Source organism: Arthrobacter alpinus, from assembly GCF_001294625.1.
In the GTDB taxonomy this organism is placed as follows: Bacteria; Actinomycetota; Actinomycetes; order Actinomycetales; family Micrococcaceae; genus Specibacter; species Specibacter alpinus_A.
The window spans coordinates 3,399,540-3,415,701 of sequence record NZ_CP012677.1; the positions used below are offsets into that span (position 1 = coordinate 3,399,540).

Here is a 16,162-nt window from a genome sequence, read left to right on the forward strand (position 1 = left end):
CATCGGTCCTGTGCATGGAATAGTGGATAAGCCGTGGATAAACTGTGTCCCAAGGCATCAAATCGGCACTCATCTGTGACATTTATCCACAAGCCAATTTCCTCGCTATCTTCTGGCGTTTTGATCCTTTAGGCTAGGCCAGTAGCAAGTTATCCACGGGTTGTGAATAACTCTGTGGATGGCGGATGTTGATACATCCTTCCCACATTCGGGCAACGCCTTGAAATGTAAGGCAAGTCACGCGCAGAAGAGCGCGCAAATACGAGATTCCGGTTCGACTACGATCGCCGGAGTAAAGGGGAGAAGTCGATGGGCACTGAGGGGATCAATACCGAGGAGATCAACGATGTTGGTAGTTCCTGGCGCAGAGTCATCCGAATTTTGGAACAGGACGAACGAGTCTCTCCACGGCAGCGAGGTTTTGTTGTCCTCACTCAGCCACAGGGCCTCATTGGCAACACGCTTTTGGTTGCTGTACCCAACGAACTGACGCGTGAGGTTCTGCAAACCCAGCTCAATACTGCTCTGGTTGAAGCTCTCAGACAGGTATTTCCGGCGGAAATCAGCTGCGCATTCAGCGTCAACGCCGATCTAGTCCCCACCCGCAAGGAAGAAGTTGCAGCTCCAGAACAGGTTCCGGTGCGTGCTGACCGCAATGACCGCGTTGAACGCATAGAACGTTCGGAACGAATCGACATTGCTTCCAAACCGTCACCGATGCTGCCCAGTACGTCCCAAGAATTTGGTCGGTTGAATCCAAAGTATGTTTTTGACTCCTTTGTCATCGGGTCCTCGAACCGCTTTGCCCATGCAGCGGCAGTAGCCGTTGCCGAGGCGCCGGCCAAGGCTTATAACCCGTTGTTCATCTACGGCGACTCCGGTTTGGGAAAAACACATCTGCTGCACGCCATTGGCCACTATGCGCGCCGACTCTACAACGGAATCCGGGTTCGCTACGTGAACTCCGAAGAGTTCACCAACGATTTCATCAACTCCATTCGTGACGATGAGGGGGCCAGCTTCAAGCAGCTCTACCGCAATGTAGACATCCTCCTCATTGATGACATCCAGTTCCTAGCCAACAAAGATGCCACCCAGGAAGAGTTCTTCCACACCTTCAACGCCTTGCACAACCACAACAAGCAGGTAGTCATCACCTCAGATCTGCCTCCCAAAAGGTTGCAAGGATTTGAGGAACGCATGAGATCACGTTTTGAGTGGGGCTTGCTCACCGATGTGCAGCCACCCGAGCTGGAAACCCGCATCGCCATCTTGCGAAAGAAGGCGATCGGTGAGGGTCTATCAGCGCCGGACGATGCCCTTGAATACATTGCCTCAAAGATCTCAACGAACATCCGTGAACTTGAAGGTGCTTTGATCAGGGTCACCGCCTTCGCAAGCTTGAACCGGCAGCCGGTGGATGTGGGCCTGGCCGAGATGGTTTTGAAGGACCTGATCACCGACGACGGCGCCCAAGAGATCACTTCAACGGCGATCCTTGGACAAACGGCAGCGTACTTCAACATCTCCTTGGAAGAGTTGTGCAGCAAGTCACGCACCCGAACCCTGGTCACTGCGCGGCAAATTGCCATGTATCTGTGCCGGGAGCTGACCGACATGTCACTGCCCAAGATCGGGCAGGAATTTGGTGGCAGGGACCACACCACGGTCATGCACGCGGACCGGAAAATCAGAGAACTTATGGCTGAACGGCGCGCCATCTACAACCAGGTGACCGAGCTGACCAACAAGATCAAGCAGCAACAGCGAGAAGGATAAGCCGCGCAGCGGGTAAAAAAATTTGCTAATTAACAGGTGTGGATAAGTCTGTGGATACTTAAGTGCACAACCCACCTTCGCCTGCGGATAACTACACACTAGTATGTGGATCGCCAAAATGCCTCAAAAAGTTCTCCACCGCTCCCCACAGCCCAATGCGCGACAGCCTCACATATTGTGCACAGGGCAGATCGGCGGGATCACGCGAACGACACCGGTTATCCACAGTATCCACAGGACTTATTAACACTACGAATCCCAATAAATCTGCATTTCAAACAACATTTTCTTCTACACCGATTCCCGTCCCTTCCAAGCGAATGACAATGTTCGAATCGCCGTCGCAAAGGGCTAAGCTGTCTCAAAGCATGTAATTCCACAACGAATCAATGAGCCCTGTCTTAGCTTCAAAAGCTCCGCCAGGCGACAAACACTTTTCGCACGATGAAAGGCGGCACCCTTCCGTGAAGTTCCGAGTCGAACGAGATGTTCTGACCGAAGCAGTCAGCTGGGCCGCACGCTCCTTGTCGCCCCGACCTCCAGTGCCTGTCCTTTCAGGCCTTTTGCTCAAAGCCGAAGCCGGCACACTCAGCCTGGCCAGCTTTGACTACGAGATTTCTGCACGCCTGCAAATCCCGGCTGACATCACCGAAGAGGGCACCATCCTGGTTTCGGGAAGGTTGCTGGCGGATATTTGCCGCAGCCTTCCCTCAGCGCCGGTTGACATCGAAACCGATGGCTCCAAAGTCACGTTGACCTGCCGCAGCAGCCGTTTCCACCTGGCCACCATGCCTGTTAACGACTACCCGGAACTGCCGGCCCTGCCGGATGTGAGCGGGACCGTCGACGGCGAAGCCTTCGCCCAGGCAGTTGCCCAGGTCATCATTGCTTCCAGCAAAGATGACACCTTGCCCATTCTCACAGGCGTAAAAATGGAAATCGAAGGTGACCTGATAACGCTTCTTGCCACGGACAGGTACCGTCTGGCCCTGCGGGAAATCAGGTGGAACCCCACGTCTCCAGGCATCTCCACAGGTGCTTTGGTAAAAGCAAAAACCTTGAGCGAAGTGGCCAAGACTCTAGGTGGTTCCGGGAACATCAACATCGCCTTGTCAGAAAACAGCGAACTGATTGGATTTGAGAGCGGCGGGCGCCGCACAACCTCACTCCTGGTGGATGGCGATTATCCCAAAATTCGTTCCTTGTTCCCGGACAACACACCCATCTACGCCACCGTGGAAACTCACGCACTGGCGGAGGCTGTACGCCGCGTTTCCCTCGTAGCGGAGCGAAATACACCAGTAAGGTTGATGTTCACCGACGGTCAACTCACCCTTGATGCAGGAACGGGTGAAGACGCCCAGGCCTCTGAGAACCTCGAAGCGACACTGGTTGGCGAAGAAATCACTGTCGCGTTCAACCCGCACTATCTCAGCGAGGGTTTGAACGCGTTTGACAGCAAATATGTCAGGTTTTCCTTCACCTCAGCACCAAAACCGGCCATGTTGACGGCCCAGGACGACCTCAATGGCGAGAATCGTGATGATTACCGCTACTTGGTTATGCCAGTAAGGCTTCCCAACCAGTAACGTTAATGCCAGATGGTGAACATAACTCAAGAAAAGAGAACCGCCGTGCACATCGGACTTGTCGGACTTGGAAAAATGGGCTTCAATATGCGGGAACGCCTTCGCGCAGCCAACATTGAAGTCACCGGTTTTGACAGCAATCCTGATGTTAGCGACGTTACTTCTCTCGCGGAACTTGTTTCATCACTGCAGGCACCTCGGCTGATCTGGGTCATGGTTCCCTCCGGGGACATCACCAACTCCGTGATCACCGAGCTTTCAGAACACTTGGACGCAGGAGATCTGATCATTGACGGCGGAAATTCGCGGTTCACTGAGGATCAAAAGCACGGTGCTTTGCTGGCTGAGAAGAACATTGGTTTCATGGATGTAGGGGTCTCAGGCGGGGTGTGGGGCCTGAAAAATGGTTACGGACTGATGGCTGGCGGGTCAACTGAAAATGTCGCTTGGGCCATGCCGATTCTGGATGTTTTGCGTCCTGAGGGAGACCGCGCAGACAGCTTTGTCCATGTGGGAGACATCGGTGCCGGGCACTACGCAAAAATGGTGCACAACGGTATCGAGTATGGACTGATGCAGGCGTACGCCGAAGGGTATGAGCTGCTGGCCAAAAAGGACATTATTGAGGATTTGCCAGGCGTATTCCGGGCTTGGCAAAAGGGGACTGTGGTTCGTTCCTGGCTCCTGGATTTGATGGTCAAGGCCTTGGATGAGGATCCGGGCCTGGAATCCATAGACGACTATGTCGAGGATTCAGGTGAAGGCCGTTGGACGGTGGAAGAAGCCATAGCCAACGCTGTCCCTGCCCCTGCCATCACGGCCGCACTGTTCGCACGTTTCTCCTCCCGCGAAGACAACTCCCCTGCCATGAAAATGGTGTCGGCTTTGCGACACCAGTTCGGCGGACACGCCACCAAACCCTCCGGTTCCTAACCCAAAATTCCTCCACGAAGAAGAAAAGTCGGCAGTAAAAGTGTTTCTTGAGCATCTTTCCCTCACCGACTTCCGCAGTTATCAACAGGTCGATCTGGCGCTCTCCCCTGGGGTGACGGTTCTGGTGGGGTCCAATGGTTTGGGTAAGACCAACCTGGTGGAGGCCATCGGCTATTTGTCCACACTTTCCTCCCACCGAGTCAGCTCGGATGCACCGCTGCTGCGGTTTGGTGCCGACCGGGCCTTGGTGCGTGCCCAACTTGTGAGGGGCGTTCAAAAAGTGATGGTGGAAGTTGAAATTAACGCCTCCCGCGCAAATAGGGCCCGAATCAATCGGGCCAATCCCGTCCGGGCCAGGGATGTTTTGGGGATCTGCCGCAGTGTCCTTTTTGCCCCCGAAGATCTGGCCCTCGTTAAAGGTGATCCCTCCAGTCGGCGTCGTTTTTTGGATGATTTGTTAGTGGTGATGCTGCCTAAACATGCCGCTACGCGCTCGGACTATGACAAGGTACTCAGGCAGCGAAACGCCTTGTTGAAGTCGGCCCGGGCCCAGCATTTTTCCAGGAACGGTGTCAGTGAGGGGCATCTCGCCACGTTGGATGTGTGGGACGCGCATCTGGCCGCGGCGGCGGCCCTTCTGCTGTCTGCCAGGTTAGAGCTGCTGAACCGTTTGCGACCCCATATGGCTGAGGCTTATGCCCAGCTGACAGATGGATCGAAACTTCTCCGGGCAATTTATCGCAGCAGCATAGATGATGATCCAGTGAAGGCAACGGATGCGTACGACGCCGTTCCTTCAGAGAAGCAGGAGGCCCCCTTTGCGCTCGAGAGCCGGGAACCGGCGGACCTTTCGCTGTGCAGCGTGGAAGAACTGAAGGAGAAGTTCATTCTCGCTTTGCAGTCGTCGCGAACTCGCGAGTTGGAGCGTGGCATGTCCTTGGTGGGGCCACACCGGGATGAAGTGGAATTGTTGTTGGGCGTGGCACCGGCACGAGGCTACGCCTCACATGGTGAGTCCTGGTCGGTTGCCTTGGCCTTGCGTCTGGCATCGTTTTATGTGCTCAGCGAAGACACTCACATCGCCAACAACCAACCCATCTTGATCCTCGACGACGTATTTGCGGAGTTGGATTCCCAGCGGCGGCGCAAATTGGCGCTGATGGTCCGCAACGCCGAACAAGTACTGGTTACAGCCGCCGTGGGTGAAGACATTCCCCCTGAGCTCTCCGGCGCTCAGGTACAGGTCATTCCAGGTGGTGTGGTTGCCAATGGTGGGTGAGAAGCCAGTGGGTGAGGCCGGAAACCACGACACCACGGGTCGTAAGAGTCGCCGCGCAGCGGCGGCTGTGGACCATGTCACCGAGGTGGATGCCCCCCAAGCGGCCTTGAACAGAATGCGAACCATAGCCAAGAGCCGTGGCGAACTACGGATTCCCCGCAGCAGATTGGGGGAAAAGTCCACCCCCAGGGGAAAACGAGTTCCTTTTTTGGATGTCAAGGACGGCGGGCGGGACCCCTTAGGACTGGGTAATGTGGTGAGTCGACTGGTATCGGACCGGGGATGGAGTTCACCACTGGCAGTGGGATCTGTCATGGCACAGTGGGACACCTTGGTGGGTGCTGACATATCAGCCCACTGTCAACCGGAAAGTTTTGAAGTCACCACCTTGCATGTGCGTTGTGATTCCACCAGTTGGGCAACCCAGCTGCGGCTGCTTTCTTCGTCCCTGCTAGCTAAGTTTGATGCGGAACTCGGTGCAGGCGTCGTGACCAAGATATTAGTCTTGGGACCCACTGCCCCAAGCTGGCGCAAGGGCTTCCGCAATGTCAAGGGTCGCGGGCCTAGGGACACATACGGATGAGAAGTACGGGTACCTGAAAGAAATTGCCACCGCCGCTGCAGGGCGATTGAAACCCCTCTCGGCGTACATCCCCTCAGCAGGTGAGGGACGATTGCCTTCTAAGCGGCTTTTCTCGCGTCTCAGAGCAGGTTCAGGCGGAGTTTCGGGCTGCCGCAAGGTAGAATCAGGAGTAGGATCGTCTCCCCGCGGCGTCACGGCACGTTTCGTCGTCACCTCGGGTAGCGGTAATCAACAGCCTTCCAAGGATGAGCAAGATGCGCGGGACTTACGGTATCCGTGGCAAATCCTGTCGGTGGCAATCGAGAGAACTATAAAGGGGTCGAACGCGCCTGTGACTACGAATAATCCAGAGAACCCGGGGAATGCGATAATTCCTGAGCAAGACAGCTCGGATTCCGGCGCGATCAGTGCGGACCTCGTCCTCCCGGCTGCTAAAATCCCGGCCAATGAGAGCCACTACGACGCCAGTGATATCACGGTGCTGGAAGGCCTCGAGGCTGTCCGGAAACGTCCAGGGATGTACATCGGTTCCACTGGCCCCCGCGGTTTGCATCACTTGGTCTATGAAGTGGTGGACAACTCCGTTGATGAAGCTCTCGCCGGATACTGTGATCACATTGAGATCACGTTGACAGCCGAAGGCGGTGTCAGGGTGGTTGACAATGGCCGTGGCATTCCAGTGGATATTCACCCAACGGAGGGCAAGCCAACCGTTGAGGTTGTTATGACTATTTTGCACGCCGGCGGAAAATTCGGCGGCAGTGGCTACGCCGTGTCCGGTGGTTTGCATGGTGTCGGCATTTCCGTGGTGAATGCGCTCTCCCGCCGTGTTGACACCGAGATTCGCCGTCAGGGATCCGTGTGGCGGATGAAGTTTGCCGACGGAGGCAAGCCGCAAGGTACTTTGGTCAAGGGTGAAGACACCACCGATACCGGCACCACGCAGACGTTCTATCCGGACCCCGAAATTTTTGAGTCCGTCGAGTTTGATTTTGAAACACTCCGTGCCAGGTTCCAGCAGATGGCCTTCCTGAACAAGGGCTTGAAGATCACTCTCACCGATGATCGTGTGGTCGAGCCAGTAACGGATGAAGACCCGGATCTTGACGCCATTCCTGAAGGAAAAGACGTAGTCACCGGTAAGCGTGAAGTAATTTACCAGTATATGGACGGCCTCCTTGACTACGTCAAGCACCTGAATTCGTCCAAGAAGTATGAGCCTGTTCATGAGGATGTCATCGCCTTTGAAACAGAAGATACCACTCGCAACATGGCGGTAGAACTTGCTCTGCAGTGGACCACGTCTTTCTCCGAAAGTGTTCACACCTACGCAAACACCATCAACACGCATGAAGGCGGAACCCACGAAGAGGGATTCCGTGCCGCCATGACGTCGCTGATCAACCGCTACGCGCGCGAGAAAAACATCATCAAGGAAAAAGATGACAATCTCACGGGGGATGACATCCGAGAAGGCCTCACGGCCGTCATTTCCGTGAAGCTGACCAACCCTCAGTTTGAGGGGCAGACCAAGACCAAATTGGGCAACTCCGAGGTCAAGGGATTCGTTCAGCGCGTTGTCACCGATGGTTTGGGGGACTGGCTGGAACGTAATCCTGGACCTGCCCGCGACGTGATTCGCAAGTCCATTCAGGCTTCCCAAGCACGCCTGGCAGCACGCAAGGCGCGCGAAAATACCCGACGCAAGGGGCTGCTGGAATCCGGGGGCATGCCCGGAAAGCTCAAAGATTGCCAGTCCAAGGATCCGGCACTGTCGGAGATTTACATTGTGGAGGGTGACTCTGCAGGCGGCTCCGCCGTCCGTGGGCGCAACCCAACCACGCAGGCCATCTTGCCTCTGCGAGGGAAAATCCTCAATGTGGAGCGCGCCCGCCTTGACCGGGCCCTGGGAAATGCCGAAGTTCAGGCCATGATCACGGCATTCGGGGCAGGCATTGGCGAGGACTTCGACGTGGAGAAGGCCCGTTACCACAAAATTGTGTTGATGGCTGATGCTGATGTTGACGGCCAGCACATCACCACCTTGTTGCTGACCTTGCTGTTCCGCTACATGCGTCCGTTGATTGAAAATGGATATGTGTATTTGGCCCAGCCGCCGTTGTACCGGATTAAGTGGTCGAATGCGCCGCACGACTACGTCTACAGCGACAAGGAACGTGATGCTGCGTTGGCCTCGGGAGCAGCCGCGGGCCGGCGTATCCCTAAGGACAATGGCATCCAGCGCTACAAGGGTCTCGGAGAGATGGACTACTCGGAATTGTGGGATACCACCATGGACCCTGCACACCGCACCTTGCTTCAAGTAACCATGGACGACGCCGCCGAAGTCGACCAAGTTTTCTCCATCCTGATGGGTGAAGACGTTGAATCACGACGTAACTTCATTCAGCAAAACGCCAAGGATGTCAGGTTCCTCGACATCTAGCTAGGGCAAGACTTAGCCCACTAGTTATAGAACTTGTCAGACATATATTGCGAATGGAATACACAAGATTATGAGCGACGAAACACCTCAGAATCCCTCAGAACCGACCGTGGATGCCGCGGGAAATGACGTTCTTGAAGGAAATGTAATGCATGACAAGGTTGAGCGAATTGATCTCCAGGAGGAGATGAAGCGCTCTTATCTCGACTACGCCATGGCTGTCATCGTGGGGCGCGCCCTCCCTGACGTCCGGGACGGGCTCAAACCTGTGCACCGCCGGGTACTTTACGCCATGTTCGACGGAGGCTACCGCCCGGAGCGCTCGTTTAATAAGTGTGCGCGCGTTGTAGGTGAGGTTATGGGCCAATACCACCCGCACGGCGACAGTTCCATCTACGATGCTCTGGTGCGCCTAATTCAGGATTGGACCATGCGGTACCCCCTTGCGCTGGGGCAGGGCAACTTTGGCTCACCGGGCAACGACGGCGCTGCTGCACCGCGTTATACCGAAACTAAAATGGCACCCCTTGCCATGGAAATGGTCAGGGACATCGACGAGGAAACCGTCGATTTTCAGGACAACTATGACGGCAAGAACCAAGAGCCCACCATTTTGCCTGCAAGGTTCCCGAACCTTTTGGTCAACGGATCCTCAGGTATCGCCGTGGGAATGGCCACTAATATTCCCCCGCACAACCTCCGCGAAGTGGCTGAAGGAGTCCAATGGTACCTGGCTAACCCCACCGTTGGGCGTGAAGAACTCCTTGATGCCTTGATCGAACGCGTCAAGGGTCCTGATTTCCCCACCGGTGCACAAATTCTTGGACGCAAGGGAATTGAAGATGCCTACCGCACCGGCCGTGGATCCATCACCATGCGCGCGGTGGTCAACGTTGAGGAAATTCAGGGTCGTACCTGTCTGGTAGTTACCGAACTGCCGTTCCAAGCGAACCCTGACAACCTCGCCATCAAGATCGCCGATCTGGTCAAGGACGGCAAAATTTCCGGTATTGCCGACCTTCGCGACGAGACCTCGGGCCGCACGGGCCAGCGCCTTGTCGTCGTACTCAAGCGCGACGCGGTGGCGAAGGTTGTTTTGAACAACCTGTACAAGCACACCCAACTGCAGGAAAACTTCAGTGCCAATATGTTGGCCATCGTTGACGGTGTCCCGCGTACACTTCCGTTGGATGCGTTTATTCGCCACTGGGTAACCCATCAGATGGACGTTATTGTCCGCCGCACCAGGTTCCGCCTGCGCAAGGCAGAAGAAGAAGCTCACATTCAGCGGGCACTGTTGAAGGCACTGGATGCCCTTGACGAAGTCATTGCCTTGATCCGACGTTCTTCCACCACTGAGGAAGCACGCGACGGCTTGATTGCGTTGCTGGAGATCGACGAAATCCAAGCCAAGGCCATCTTGGACATGCAGTTGCGTCGTTTGGCTGCCTTGGAACACCAGAAGATCACGGACCGCCACAACGTGCTGGAAACCATGATCACCGAATTCAACCGGATTCTGGCCGACCCCGAAATTCAGCGTGGCATTGTCAGTGATGAACTGGCCGAAATCACGGCCCGTTTTGGTGATGACCGCCGTACCGAGATCATGATGGGCTACGACCCCAACATGAGCATGGAAGATCTCATTCCTGAAGAGGAAATGGTCGTTACCATCACCCGCGGTGGCTACGTCAAGCGCACACGTAGCGACAACTACCGCACGCAACACCGCGGCGGCAAGGGTGTCAAGGGTGCGTCGTTGCGCGGCGACGACGTCGTGGAGCACTTCTTTGTGACCACCACACACCACTGGCTTCTGTTCTTCACGAACCTGGGCCGGGTATACCGGGCCAAGGCCTACGAGCTAGCCGAGGCCGGGCGTGACGCCAAGGGCCAGCACGTAGCCAACTTGCTAGCTTTCCAGCCGGATGAGAAAATCGCCCAAGTCATGGATCTCAAGGACTACCAGCAGTCTCCGTTCTTGATTTTGGCAACTAAAAACGGGTTGGTGAAGAAAACCCGGCTGGAGGACTATGACACCAACCGCTCCGCCGGTGTTATCGCCATCAATCTACGCGACGGGGACGAGTTGGTCTCCGCGCAGCTCGTTTCCGAAACTGATGATCTGTTGCTTGTCTCCCGTAAGGGCCAGTCAATCCGGTTCACCGCAACAAATGAGGCGTTGCGACCCATGGGCCGGGCCACCTCAGGTGTTACGGGTATGAAGTTCCGTGACTATGACGAATTGTTGTCGGCCAACGTGGTGACCGAGGATTCCTTTGTCTTCATTGTGACCGAGGGTGGCTACGCCAAGCGCACAGCGGTAGATGAATACCGCTTGCAGGGCCGGGGTGGCTTGGGAATCAAGGTCGCCAAGCTTGTAGAAGACAGAGGTGACCTGGTTGGAGCCTTGATCGTGCAAGAAGACGATGAGGTTCTGGTGGTCATGAGCGGTGGCAAGATCGTGCGCTCCGACGTCTCCGAGGTTCCCGCAAAGGGCCGCGATACGATGGGCGTCATCTTTGCCAAGCCGGACAAAAATGACCGCATTATCGAGGTGGCACGCAACAGTGAACGCGGACTCGAACAAGACGACGAACTGGGCGAGGATGACGAATCGCTAGCTGCTGCCGAAGGCACTGAATCAATTGCCGACAGCAACCCCGAAGCGAACGTTCAGCTTGATGAAGTACCGTTAAGCGACCCTGACGCAACAAATGGAGGTACCGATTGAGCACGAATAACCCAAATCAGCGGCCGGGTACCGCCCCTAGGGTAAGTGCCCCGGCCCGTCCACCACAGCGCCCAGGTGCCGCCCCAAGTTCACCGGCGGCCGCTGCGGCCAAGCGTCCTGCCCAGGGCCAGTCTGCGCCTGCTGCGGCCAAGCGTCCGGTTCCAACGCGTCCACCCTTGGTCAAGCCGGCACCTAAGGCCAAGGCCCGCCGGGCACGCCTATTGGTGAGCAAAGTTGAACCGTGGTCAGTGCTTAAGATGGCCTTCCTGCTCTCGGTCGCTTTGGGCATCATCACAGTGGTTGCCTCCATCGTGTTGTGGTCAGTGCTGGATGTCATTGGACTGTTCGACAAGGTCAACTCGCTCATGACGGATATCCAAGGTTCTGAAGGCGGTGCGGCCTTTGACATCATGAGCTTTGCCTCGCTGGGCCAGGTGGCGTCTTACGCAACGATCATCGCCGTCGTCAATGTTGTGCTTTTGACCACATTGTCAATGCTGTCGGCGGTGCTCTACAACATCTCGGCCACCTTGGTTGGTGGCATCGGTGTGACACTTACCGACGATTAGAGACGGCCAAAATTCCGCGAATCGGCGGGTTCAATCATTGACTGGACCCGCCGATTTGTGACTTTGGGAAGGTGTGAGGTAAAGTTTTGTCTCGGCCCGGTGAGGGTTGATGAGGGCGCATAGCTCAGGCGGTTAGAGCGCTTCGCTGATAACGAAGAGGTCCCAGGTTCAAGTCCTGGTGCGCCCACGGAACCAGAAGGTTCTTATCGAAGGTAAGGTGTGCAGTGAAGAAGTTGTTGATCTTGATCGCAGCTCTGAGTGCAGGAATCTTTGTAAATAAGAAGCTTCAGGAATCCAAACTTGCGAAGGCAAGCTGGAGCAAGGCGACAGATACTGTCAAATAGCTTCGGAATTACTGAACCACCCTATGGGGGCATGGCGCAATTGGTAGCGCACCTGCTTTGCAAGCAGGGGGTTCGGGGTTCGAGTCCCCGTGCCTCCACCATAGGAATCACCCCAGTCCCTTGGACTGGGGTGAAGTTCTTTAAGTGAGTTCCCGCGCATAGTTCCTTCGAACACGGCGCCGTCACCTAATGTTGAACGGTGATAGTGATCCTGGCCGTAATAGGCATCCTAGGTGTTTCAGCGTCCGGGCCCATCATGGCCGCGACGGCCGCATCCGCACTGACCATCGCTTTTTGGCGCAACGCCATCGGTGCCTCGGTCATGGGAACGCATGTTTTGATCTCCAACAGGGCGGCCCTGAAAAATCTGACCCGCACCGAACTGAAGTTCTCAGCCATCGCGGCGGCAGCGCTGGCTCTGCACTTCGCATGTTTCGTCACTTCCTTGAAGCTGACGAGCGTTGCTGCCGCCACCGCCCTGGTTTGTCTTCAGGCAGCTTGGATAGCACTTTTCCAGTGGGTCCGTGGCCGGCGCCCACACAGGAGCATCATGTTGGGCCTTGCTGTCGCGCTGACCGGCGTCGTCGTCATAACAGGCTTTGACATGGGGGTGTCCCCGGAAGCGCTACTGGGTGACGCACTGGCCTTGGCCGGAGGCGCCCTTGCGGCCGTCTACACCCTGGCTGGCTCTAAGGCCCGCAAGAGCATGTCAACAACCTTGTACTCAAGCATTTGCTACGGCATCGCCTCAGTCATCCTGCTCGCCATGTGTCTGTTCTTTGACCAACAACTGCTCAACCTACCGACTGAGGCGTGGTGGGGGATTCTGGGTGTCACCGTCGCGGCCCAAATTTTTGGACACACCATCTTCAATTATTTGCTCGCCACCATCTCGCCCCTGGTGGTTTCCATGATGATCTTGCTCGAAATCCCTGGAGCCGCAGTACTTGCCGCGATCTTCTTGCGCGAGCAACTGCCCGCAGGCACCTATAGTGGGCTGGCCCTGATCATTGCCGGGCTCGCCGTTGTGGTGCTGCACCAGGGCCGGGGCGGATTCAGGCCGGTAAAATCCGGGGACCAGCCCCACCTACCAGCCCAATAGTCCGACGGCACCATTTTCGCTCGCGCGATTTAGCGGGAACCTGGCCCACGTGCGCCAGCCCAACGGCTACCCAAGCCGCCACTAACGGTTGTGGGGCCCGGATCCACTGATCCGGGCCCCACAGTTGCTTCCCTGGCCTATGGCCCAACGGTTACTTGTTGGGGGCCTTCGGCTTGGGCTTGGCATCAGAGGCTGCATCGGCCACAGCGTCTTGAACAATGTTCTTGGCATCGCTGACGGTGTCCTTCACGGCGTCCGCGGCAGCGCCGACAGCATTAACGACTTCCTCCTGCACATGCTTGGCAGTGTCCTTCGCCGATGCGGCAACTTCCTCCACCTTGACTTTCGCAGTGTCAGCAAGGTCGTCGGCATCCTGTGCGACGGCGTCGTCCGCGGGAACCGGGGCAGGAACCGTAGGCGCGTTGGCAGCAGCCGGGGACGGTGCCACGGGAGCGGGTGTCTTCCACGGATCCGCAACCGGCTTGGAGGCCCTCCAGACAGCAACGCCAGCTGCAGATGCCGCAACAATGACACCAACCACAATCCAGCCCTTGCCGCCCTTCTTTTGGCTGCGTTTGAGTTCCGTCGCAGCCTTCTTGGCAGCGTCAGCGGCGGCCTTCCGAGCCTTGGCGACAGCTTTTTTGTTGCCCGTCACCTTGGTCACGACGACGTCGACGTGGTCAGCGGTTCGTGAGTTCTCCAGCGCGCTTCCAACGGCCTGGGCAGCGTCACCGAGCTTGGCGGAGAGAAGCGGTATGTACTCGCCCACCACCTTGTCTTTAGCATGCGTGATGGCGGGGCCAGCCTTGTCCAAGGCGTCCTGCACGTGCGGGGTGGTCTCGTCAAAGGCATCGGAGATCTTCGGAGCCAACTTTTCCAAGCCTTCCTGAATCTTCGGCGTGACGGCAGCAACGCCGTCGGCCGTGAATTGCGCTGCCTTGCGAATACTGTCCTGAACCACCGGAGAAGCGCTTTCAAAGCCCTTTTCAATCCGTGGTGCAACCCAGTCCCAGGCAGCCTCCACCCGGGGTGTTGTCCACTCCATGGCACTTTCTACACGGGGGCTTGCCCACTCAAGAGCGTTGTCAACTCCCGAGCTCAGGGACTCTTCCAGACCTTGGGTAAAGCGGTCTACTTTCTTCACGTTCATCCTCCAAGTATTGGCGACTTCCTTGCTCAGCCTACGTCCTTAGCTTAGGACACTGCCATCATTGCCAGTTCGCCCGGCGCGGAATCTTAGTACTCGTCCAGAAATTTTCCAGTTAGGCGTGGCAGAATAACGCCATGACTGCTATCCCAACCGCAAAAGCAACTATCAACACAAGCCTTGGCGACATTGAGGTTAACCTCTTCGGTAACCATGCGCCCAAGACCGTAGCCAACTTCGTTGGTCTTGCCACCGGTGAGATCGAGTGGACCAACCCGGCCACAGGTGAGAAGACCAGCGCCCCCTTGTACAACGGCACCATCTTCCACCGCATCATCAAAGACTTCATGATCCAGGGTGGAGATCCCCTAGGCCGTGGAACTGGCGGCCCGGGCTTCCAATTCGACGATGAAATCAGCCCCGACCTGAACTTCAACGATCCCTATAAGTTCGCCATGGCCAACGCTGGCCTCCAGGGCGGGCGCGGCACCAACGGCTCACAGTTCTTCATCACGACGGTGAACACCAGCTGGCTCCAGGGCAAGCACACCATCTTCGGCGACGTGACGAACGCAGATTCCAAGGCAGTGGTTGAAGCCATCCAGGCCGTTTCAACGGGCCCCGGCGACAAGCCACGTGAAGACGTTGTCATCAACTCCATCACGGTGGAGCAGCTCTAAATCTCCGTTTGAGACGGGCTCGGCCAACGGGGTCTCGACAGGTTCGGCCAACACTGGCCGGGCTCGTCGAGACCTTTTTCAATCACCCATAGGATTTATTCGATGAGTTCTGAGTTCCCCAGTGACAATGCCTCCGTCGGCGCGCCCGTTTGCCCCCGCCACCCAGACAGGGTCTCCTATGTGAGCTGTCAGCGTTGCGGCCGGCCAGCGTGCCCTGAGTGCCAGCGCAGCGCGGCTGTTGGAATTCAGTGCGTGGATTGTGTCAGGGAATCAGCCAGGGCCACACCGTCACGGCGAACCATTTTTGGCGGAGTTTTCCGGGCAGGCCGCCCAATGGTTACCATCACCATGATGGCCATCTGTGTTGCGATGTTTGTCCTGGATTGGGTAATTCCCAAAGACTTTATCTTTCAAACATTTGCCTATGCTCCGTTCTTGACCGAGTCGGAGCCGTGGCGCATGATCACCTCCGCATTCTTGCATTCAACTGACATCTTGCATATCGCGTTCAACATGTACGCACTTTGGATTTTGGGCAATGCACTTGAGCCAGCCTTTGGCAGGCTCCGGTTTACGGCCATCTACCTCATCAGCGCCCTTGCCGGTTCCGTAGGTGTGCTCCTGCTGTCGCCGATAGACACCCCCGTAGTGGGAGCTTCTGGCGCAGTCTTCGGGCTGTTTGGGGCATTGTTCGTTGTACAGAAGAAGCGTGGCGGCGATGTCCGTCAAATTGTTGTGCTGCTACTGATCAATGCAGCGCTGGGCTTCATCATCCCCAATATTTCATGGCAGGCACACCTTGGCGGCCTGATTGGTGGTGCCCTGTGTGCAGTTGTCATCGCCTTTGTGCCCCCGTCCCTCAAGGACAAACGCAACCTTGTCCAATGGGGTGGGATGGGCGCCGTCGTGCTGCTTCTTGTGGGCCTGACTATCTACAAGGTCTCCACGTTCCCCACGTTTATCATCGGCTGAGA

13 protein-coding genes and 2 tRNA genes are annotated in these 16,162 nt (G+C 56.5%); 14 read left to right on the forward strand and 1 reads right to left on the reverse strand.

The features are described 5' to 3' along the window. Positions 1-309: 309 nt before the first annotated feature. The 12 genes from dnaA (at position 310) to AOC05_RS15520 (ending at position 13,361) form a co-directional block, all read left to right on the forward strand. On the forward strand, positions 310-1,779 hold the full coding sequence (gene dnaA, locus AOC05_RS15470) for a chromosomal replication initiator protein DnaA (protein WP_062008106.1): 1,470 nt from the start codon (positions 310-312) through the stop codon (positions 1,777-1,779). A gap of 464 nt (positions 1,780-2,243) precedes the next feature. Then, a complete protein-coding gene (gene dnaN, locus AOC05_RS15475; protein ID WP_062008108.1) occupies positions 2,244-3,368 on the forward strand; it encodes a DNA polymerase III subunit beta in 1,125 nt (374 codons plus the stop codon). Between the two features lie 45 nt (positions 3,369-3,413). Next, positions 3,414-4,301: a phosphogluconate dehydrogenase (NAD(+)-dependent, decarboxylating) gene (gene gnd / locus AOC05_RS15480; protein WP_062008111.1), complete on the forward strand. Its 888-nt coding sequence runs from the start codon at positions 3,414-3,416 to the stop codon at positions 4,299-4,301. Between the two features lie 40 nt (positions 4,302-4,341). Further along, the gene (gene recF / locus AOC05_RS15485; protein WP_062008113.1) at positions 4,342-5,580 is read left to right on the forward strand and encodes a DNA replication/repair protein RecF; all 1,239 of its coding nucleotides are present in this window, start codon (positions 4,342-4,344) and stop codon (positions 5,578-5,580) included. A 67-nt stretch (positions 5,581-5,647) separates the two neighbouring features. Continuing rightward, positions 5,648-6,163 carry a DUF721 domain-containing protein gene (locus AOC05_RS15490; RefSeq protein ID WP_062009893.1) on the forward strand — a complete coding sequence of 172 codons (516 nt, stop codon included), beginning with the start codon at positions 5,648-5,650 and terminating at the stop codon, positions 6,161-6,163. Between the two features lie 403 nt (positions 6,164-6,566). Beyond that, positions 6,567-8,609: a DNA topoisomerase (ATP-hydrolyzing) subunit B gene (gene gyrB, locus AOC05_RS15495; RefSeq protein WP_062009895.1), complete on the forward strand. Its 2,043-nt coding sequence runs from the start codon at positions 6,567-6,569 to the stop codon at positions 8,607-8,609. 70 nt (positions 8,610-8,679) lie between these two features. Beyond that, positions 8,680-11,346, forward strand: coding sequence for a DNA gyrase subunit A (gene gyrA / locus AOC05_RS15500; RefSeq protein WP_062008115.1), 2,667 nt, complete (start codon positions 8,680-8,682; stop codon positions 11,344-11,346). Then, positions 11,343-11,915: a DUF3566 domain-containing protein gene (locus AOC05_RS15505; protein ID WP_062008117.1), complete on the forward strand. Its 573-nt coding sequence runs from the start codon at positions 11,343-11,345 to the stop codon at positions 11,913-11,915. Before gyrA ends, AOC05_RS15505 begins: the two co-directional genes overlap by 4 nt. A 113-nt stretch (positions 11,916-12,028) precedes the next feature. Continuing rightward, positions 12,029-12,102: transfer RNA gene (locus tag AOC05_RS15510), tRNA-Ile, on the forward strand. 37 nt (positions 12,103-12,139) lie between these two features. Then, the gene (locus tag AOC05_RS20875) at positions 12,140-12,259 is read left to right on the forward strand and encodes a DLW-39 family protein (RefSeq protein WP_222440029.1); all 120 of its coding nucleotides are present in this window, start codon (positions 12,140-12,142) and stop codon (positions 12,257-12,259) included. Between the two features lie 25 nt (positions 12,260-12,284). Beyond that, positions 12,285-12,360 (forward strand) — tRNA-Ala (locus AOC05_RS15515). Between the two features lie 98 nt (positions 12,361-12,458). Continuing rightward, positions 12,459-13,361 carry a DMT family transporter gene (locus tag AOC05_RS15520; RefSeq protein WP_062008119.1) on the forward strand — a complete coding sequence of 301 codons (903 nt, stop codon included), beginning with the start codon at positions 12,459-12,461 and terminating at the stop codon, positions 13,359-13,361. Positions 13,362-13,512: 151 nt separating this feature from the next. Here the strand turns inward: AOC05_RS15520 and AOC05_RS15525 are convergent, their stop codons facing one another. Continuing rightward, positions 13,513-14,505: a hypothetical protein gene (locus tag AOC05_RS15525; protein WP_197277840.1), complete on the reverse strand. Its 993-nt coding sequence runs from the start codon at positions 14,503-14,505 to the stop codon at positions 13,513-13,515. A gap of 140 nt (positions 14,506-14,645) precedes the next feature. Between AOC05_RS15525 and AOC05_RS15530 the strand changes: the two genes are divergently transcribed. Both AOC05_RS15530 and AOC05_RS15535 read left to right on the forward strand, forming a co-directional pair. Further along, positions 14,646-15,188, forward strand: coding sequence for a peptidylprolyl isomerase (locus tag AOC05_RS15530; RefSeq protein WP_062008123.1), 543 nt, complete (start codon positions 14,646-14,648; stop codon positions 15,186-15,188). A gap of 333 nt (positions 15,189-15,521) precedes the next feature. Then, positions 15,522-16,160, forward strand: a complete 639-nt coding sequence (locus AOC05_RS15535; RefSeq protein ID WP_315899770.1) for a rhomboid family intramembrane serine protease — start codon at positions 15,522-15,524, stop codon at positions 16,158-16,160. Positions 16,161-16,162 lie beyond the last annotated feature (2 nt).

Bases quoted from the DNA above. Each gene is read 5' to 3' on its own strand.
- dnaA (WP_062008106.1), top strand. From the start codon at position 310: ATGGGCACTGAGGGGATCAATACCGAGGAGATCAACGATGTTGGTAGT.
- gyrA (WP_062008115.1), top strand. From the start codon at position 8,680: ATGAGCGACGAAACACCTCAGAATCCCTCAGAACCGACCGTGGATGCC.
- AOC05_RS15530 (WP_062008123.1), top strand. From the start codon at position 14,646: ATGACTGCTATCCCAACCGCAAAAGCAACTATCAACACAAGCCTTGGC.
- AOC05_RS15535 (WP_315899770.1), top strand. From the start codon at position 15,522: ATGGTTACCATCACCATGATGGCCATCTGTGTTGCGATGTTTGTCCTG.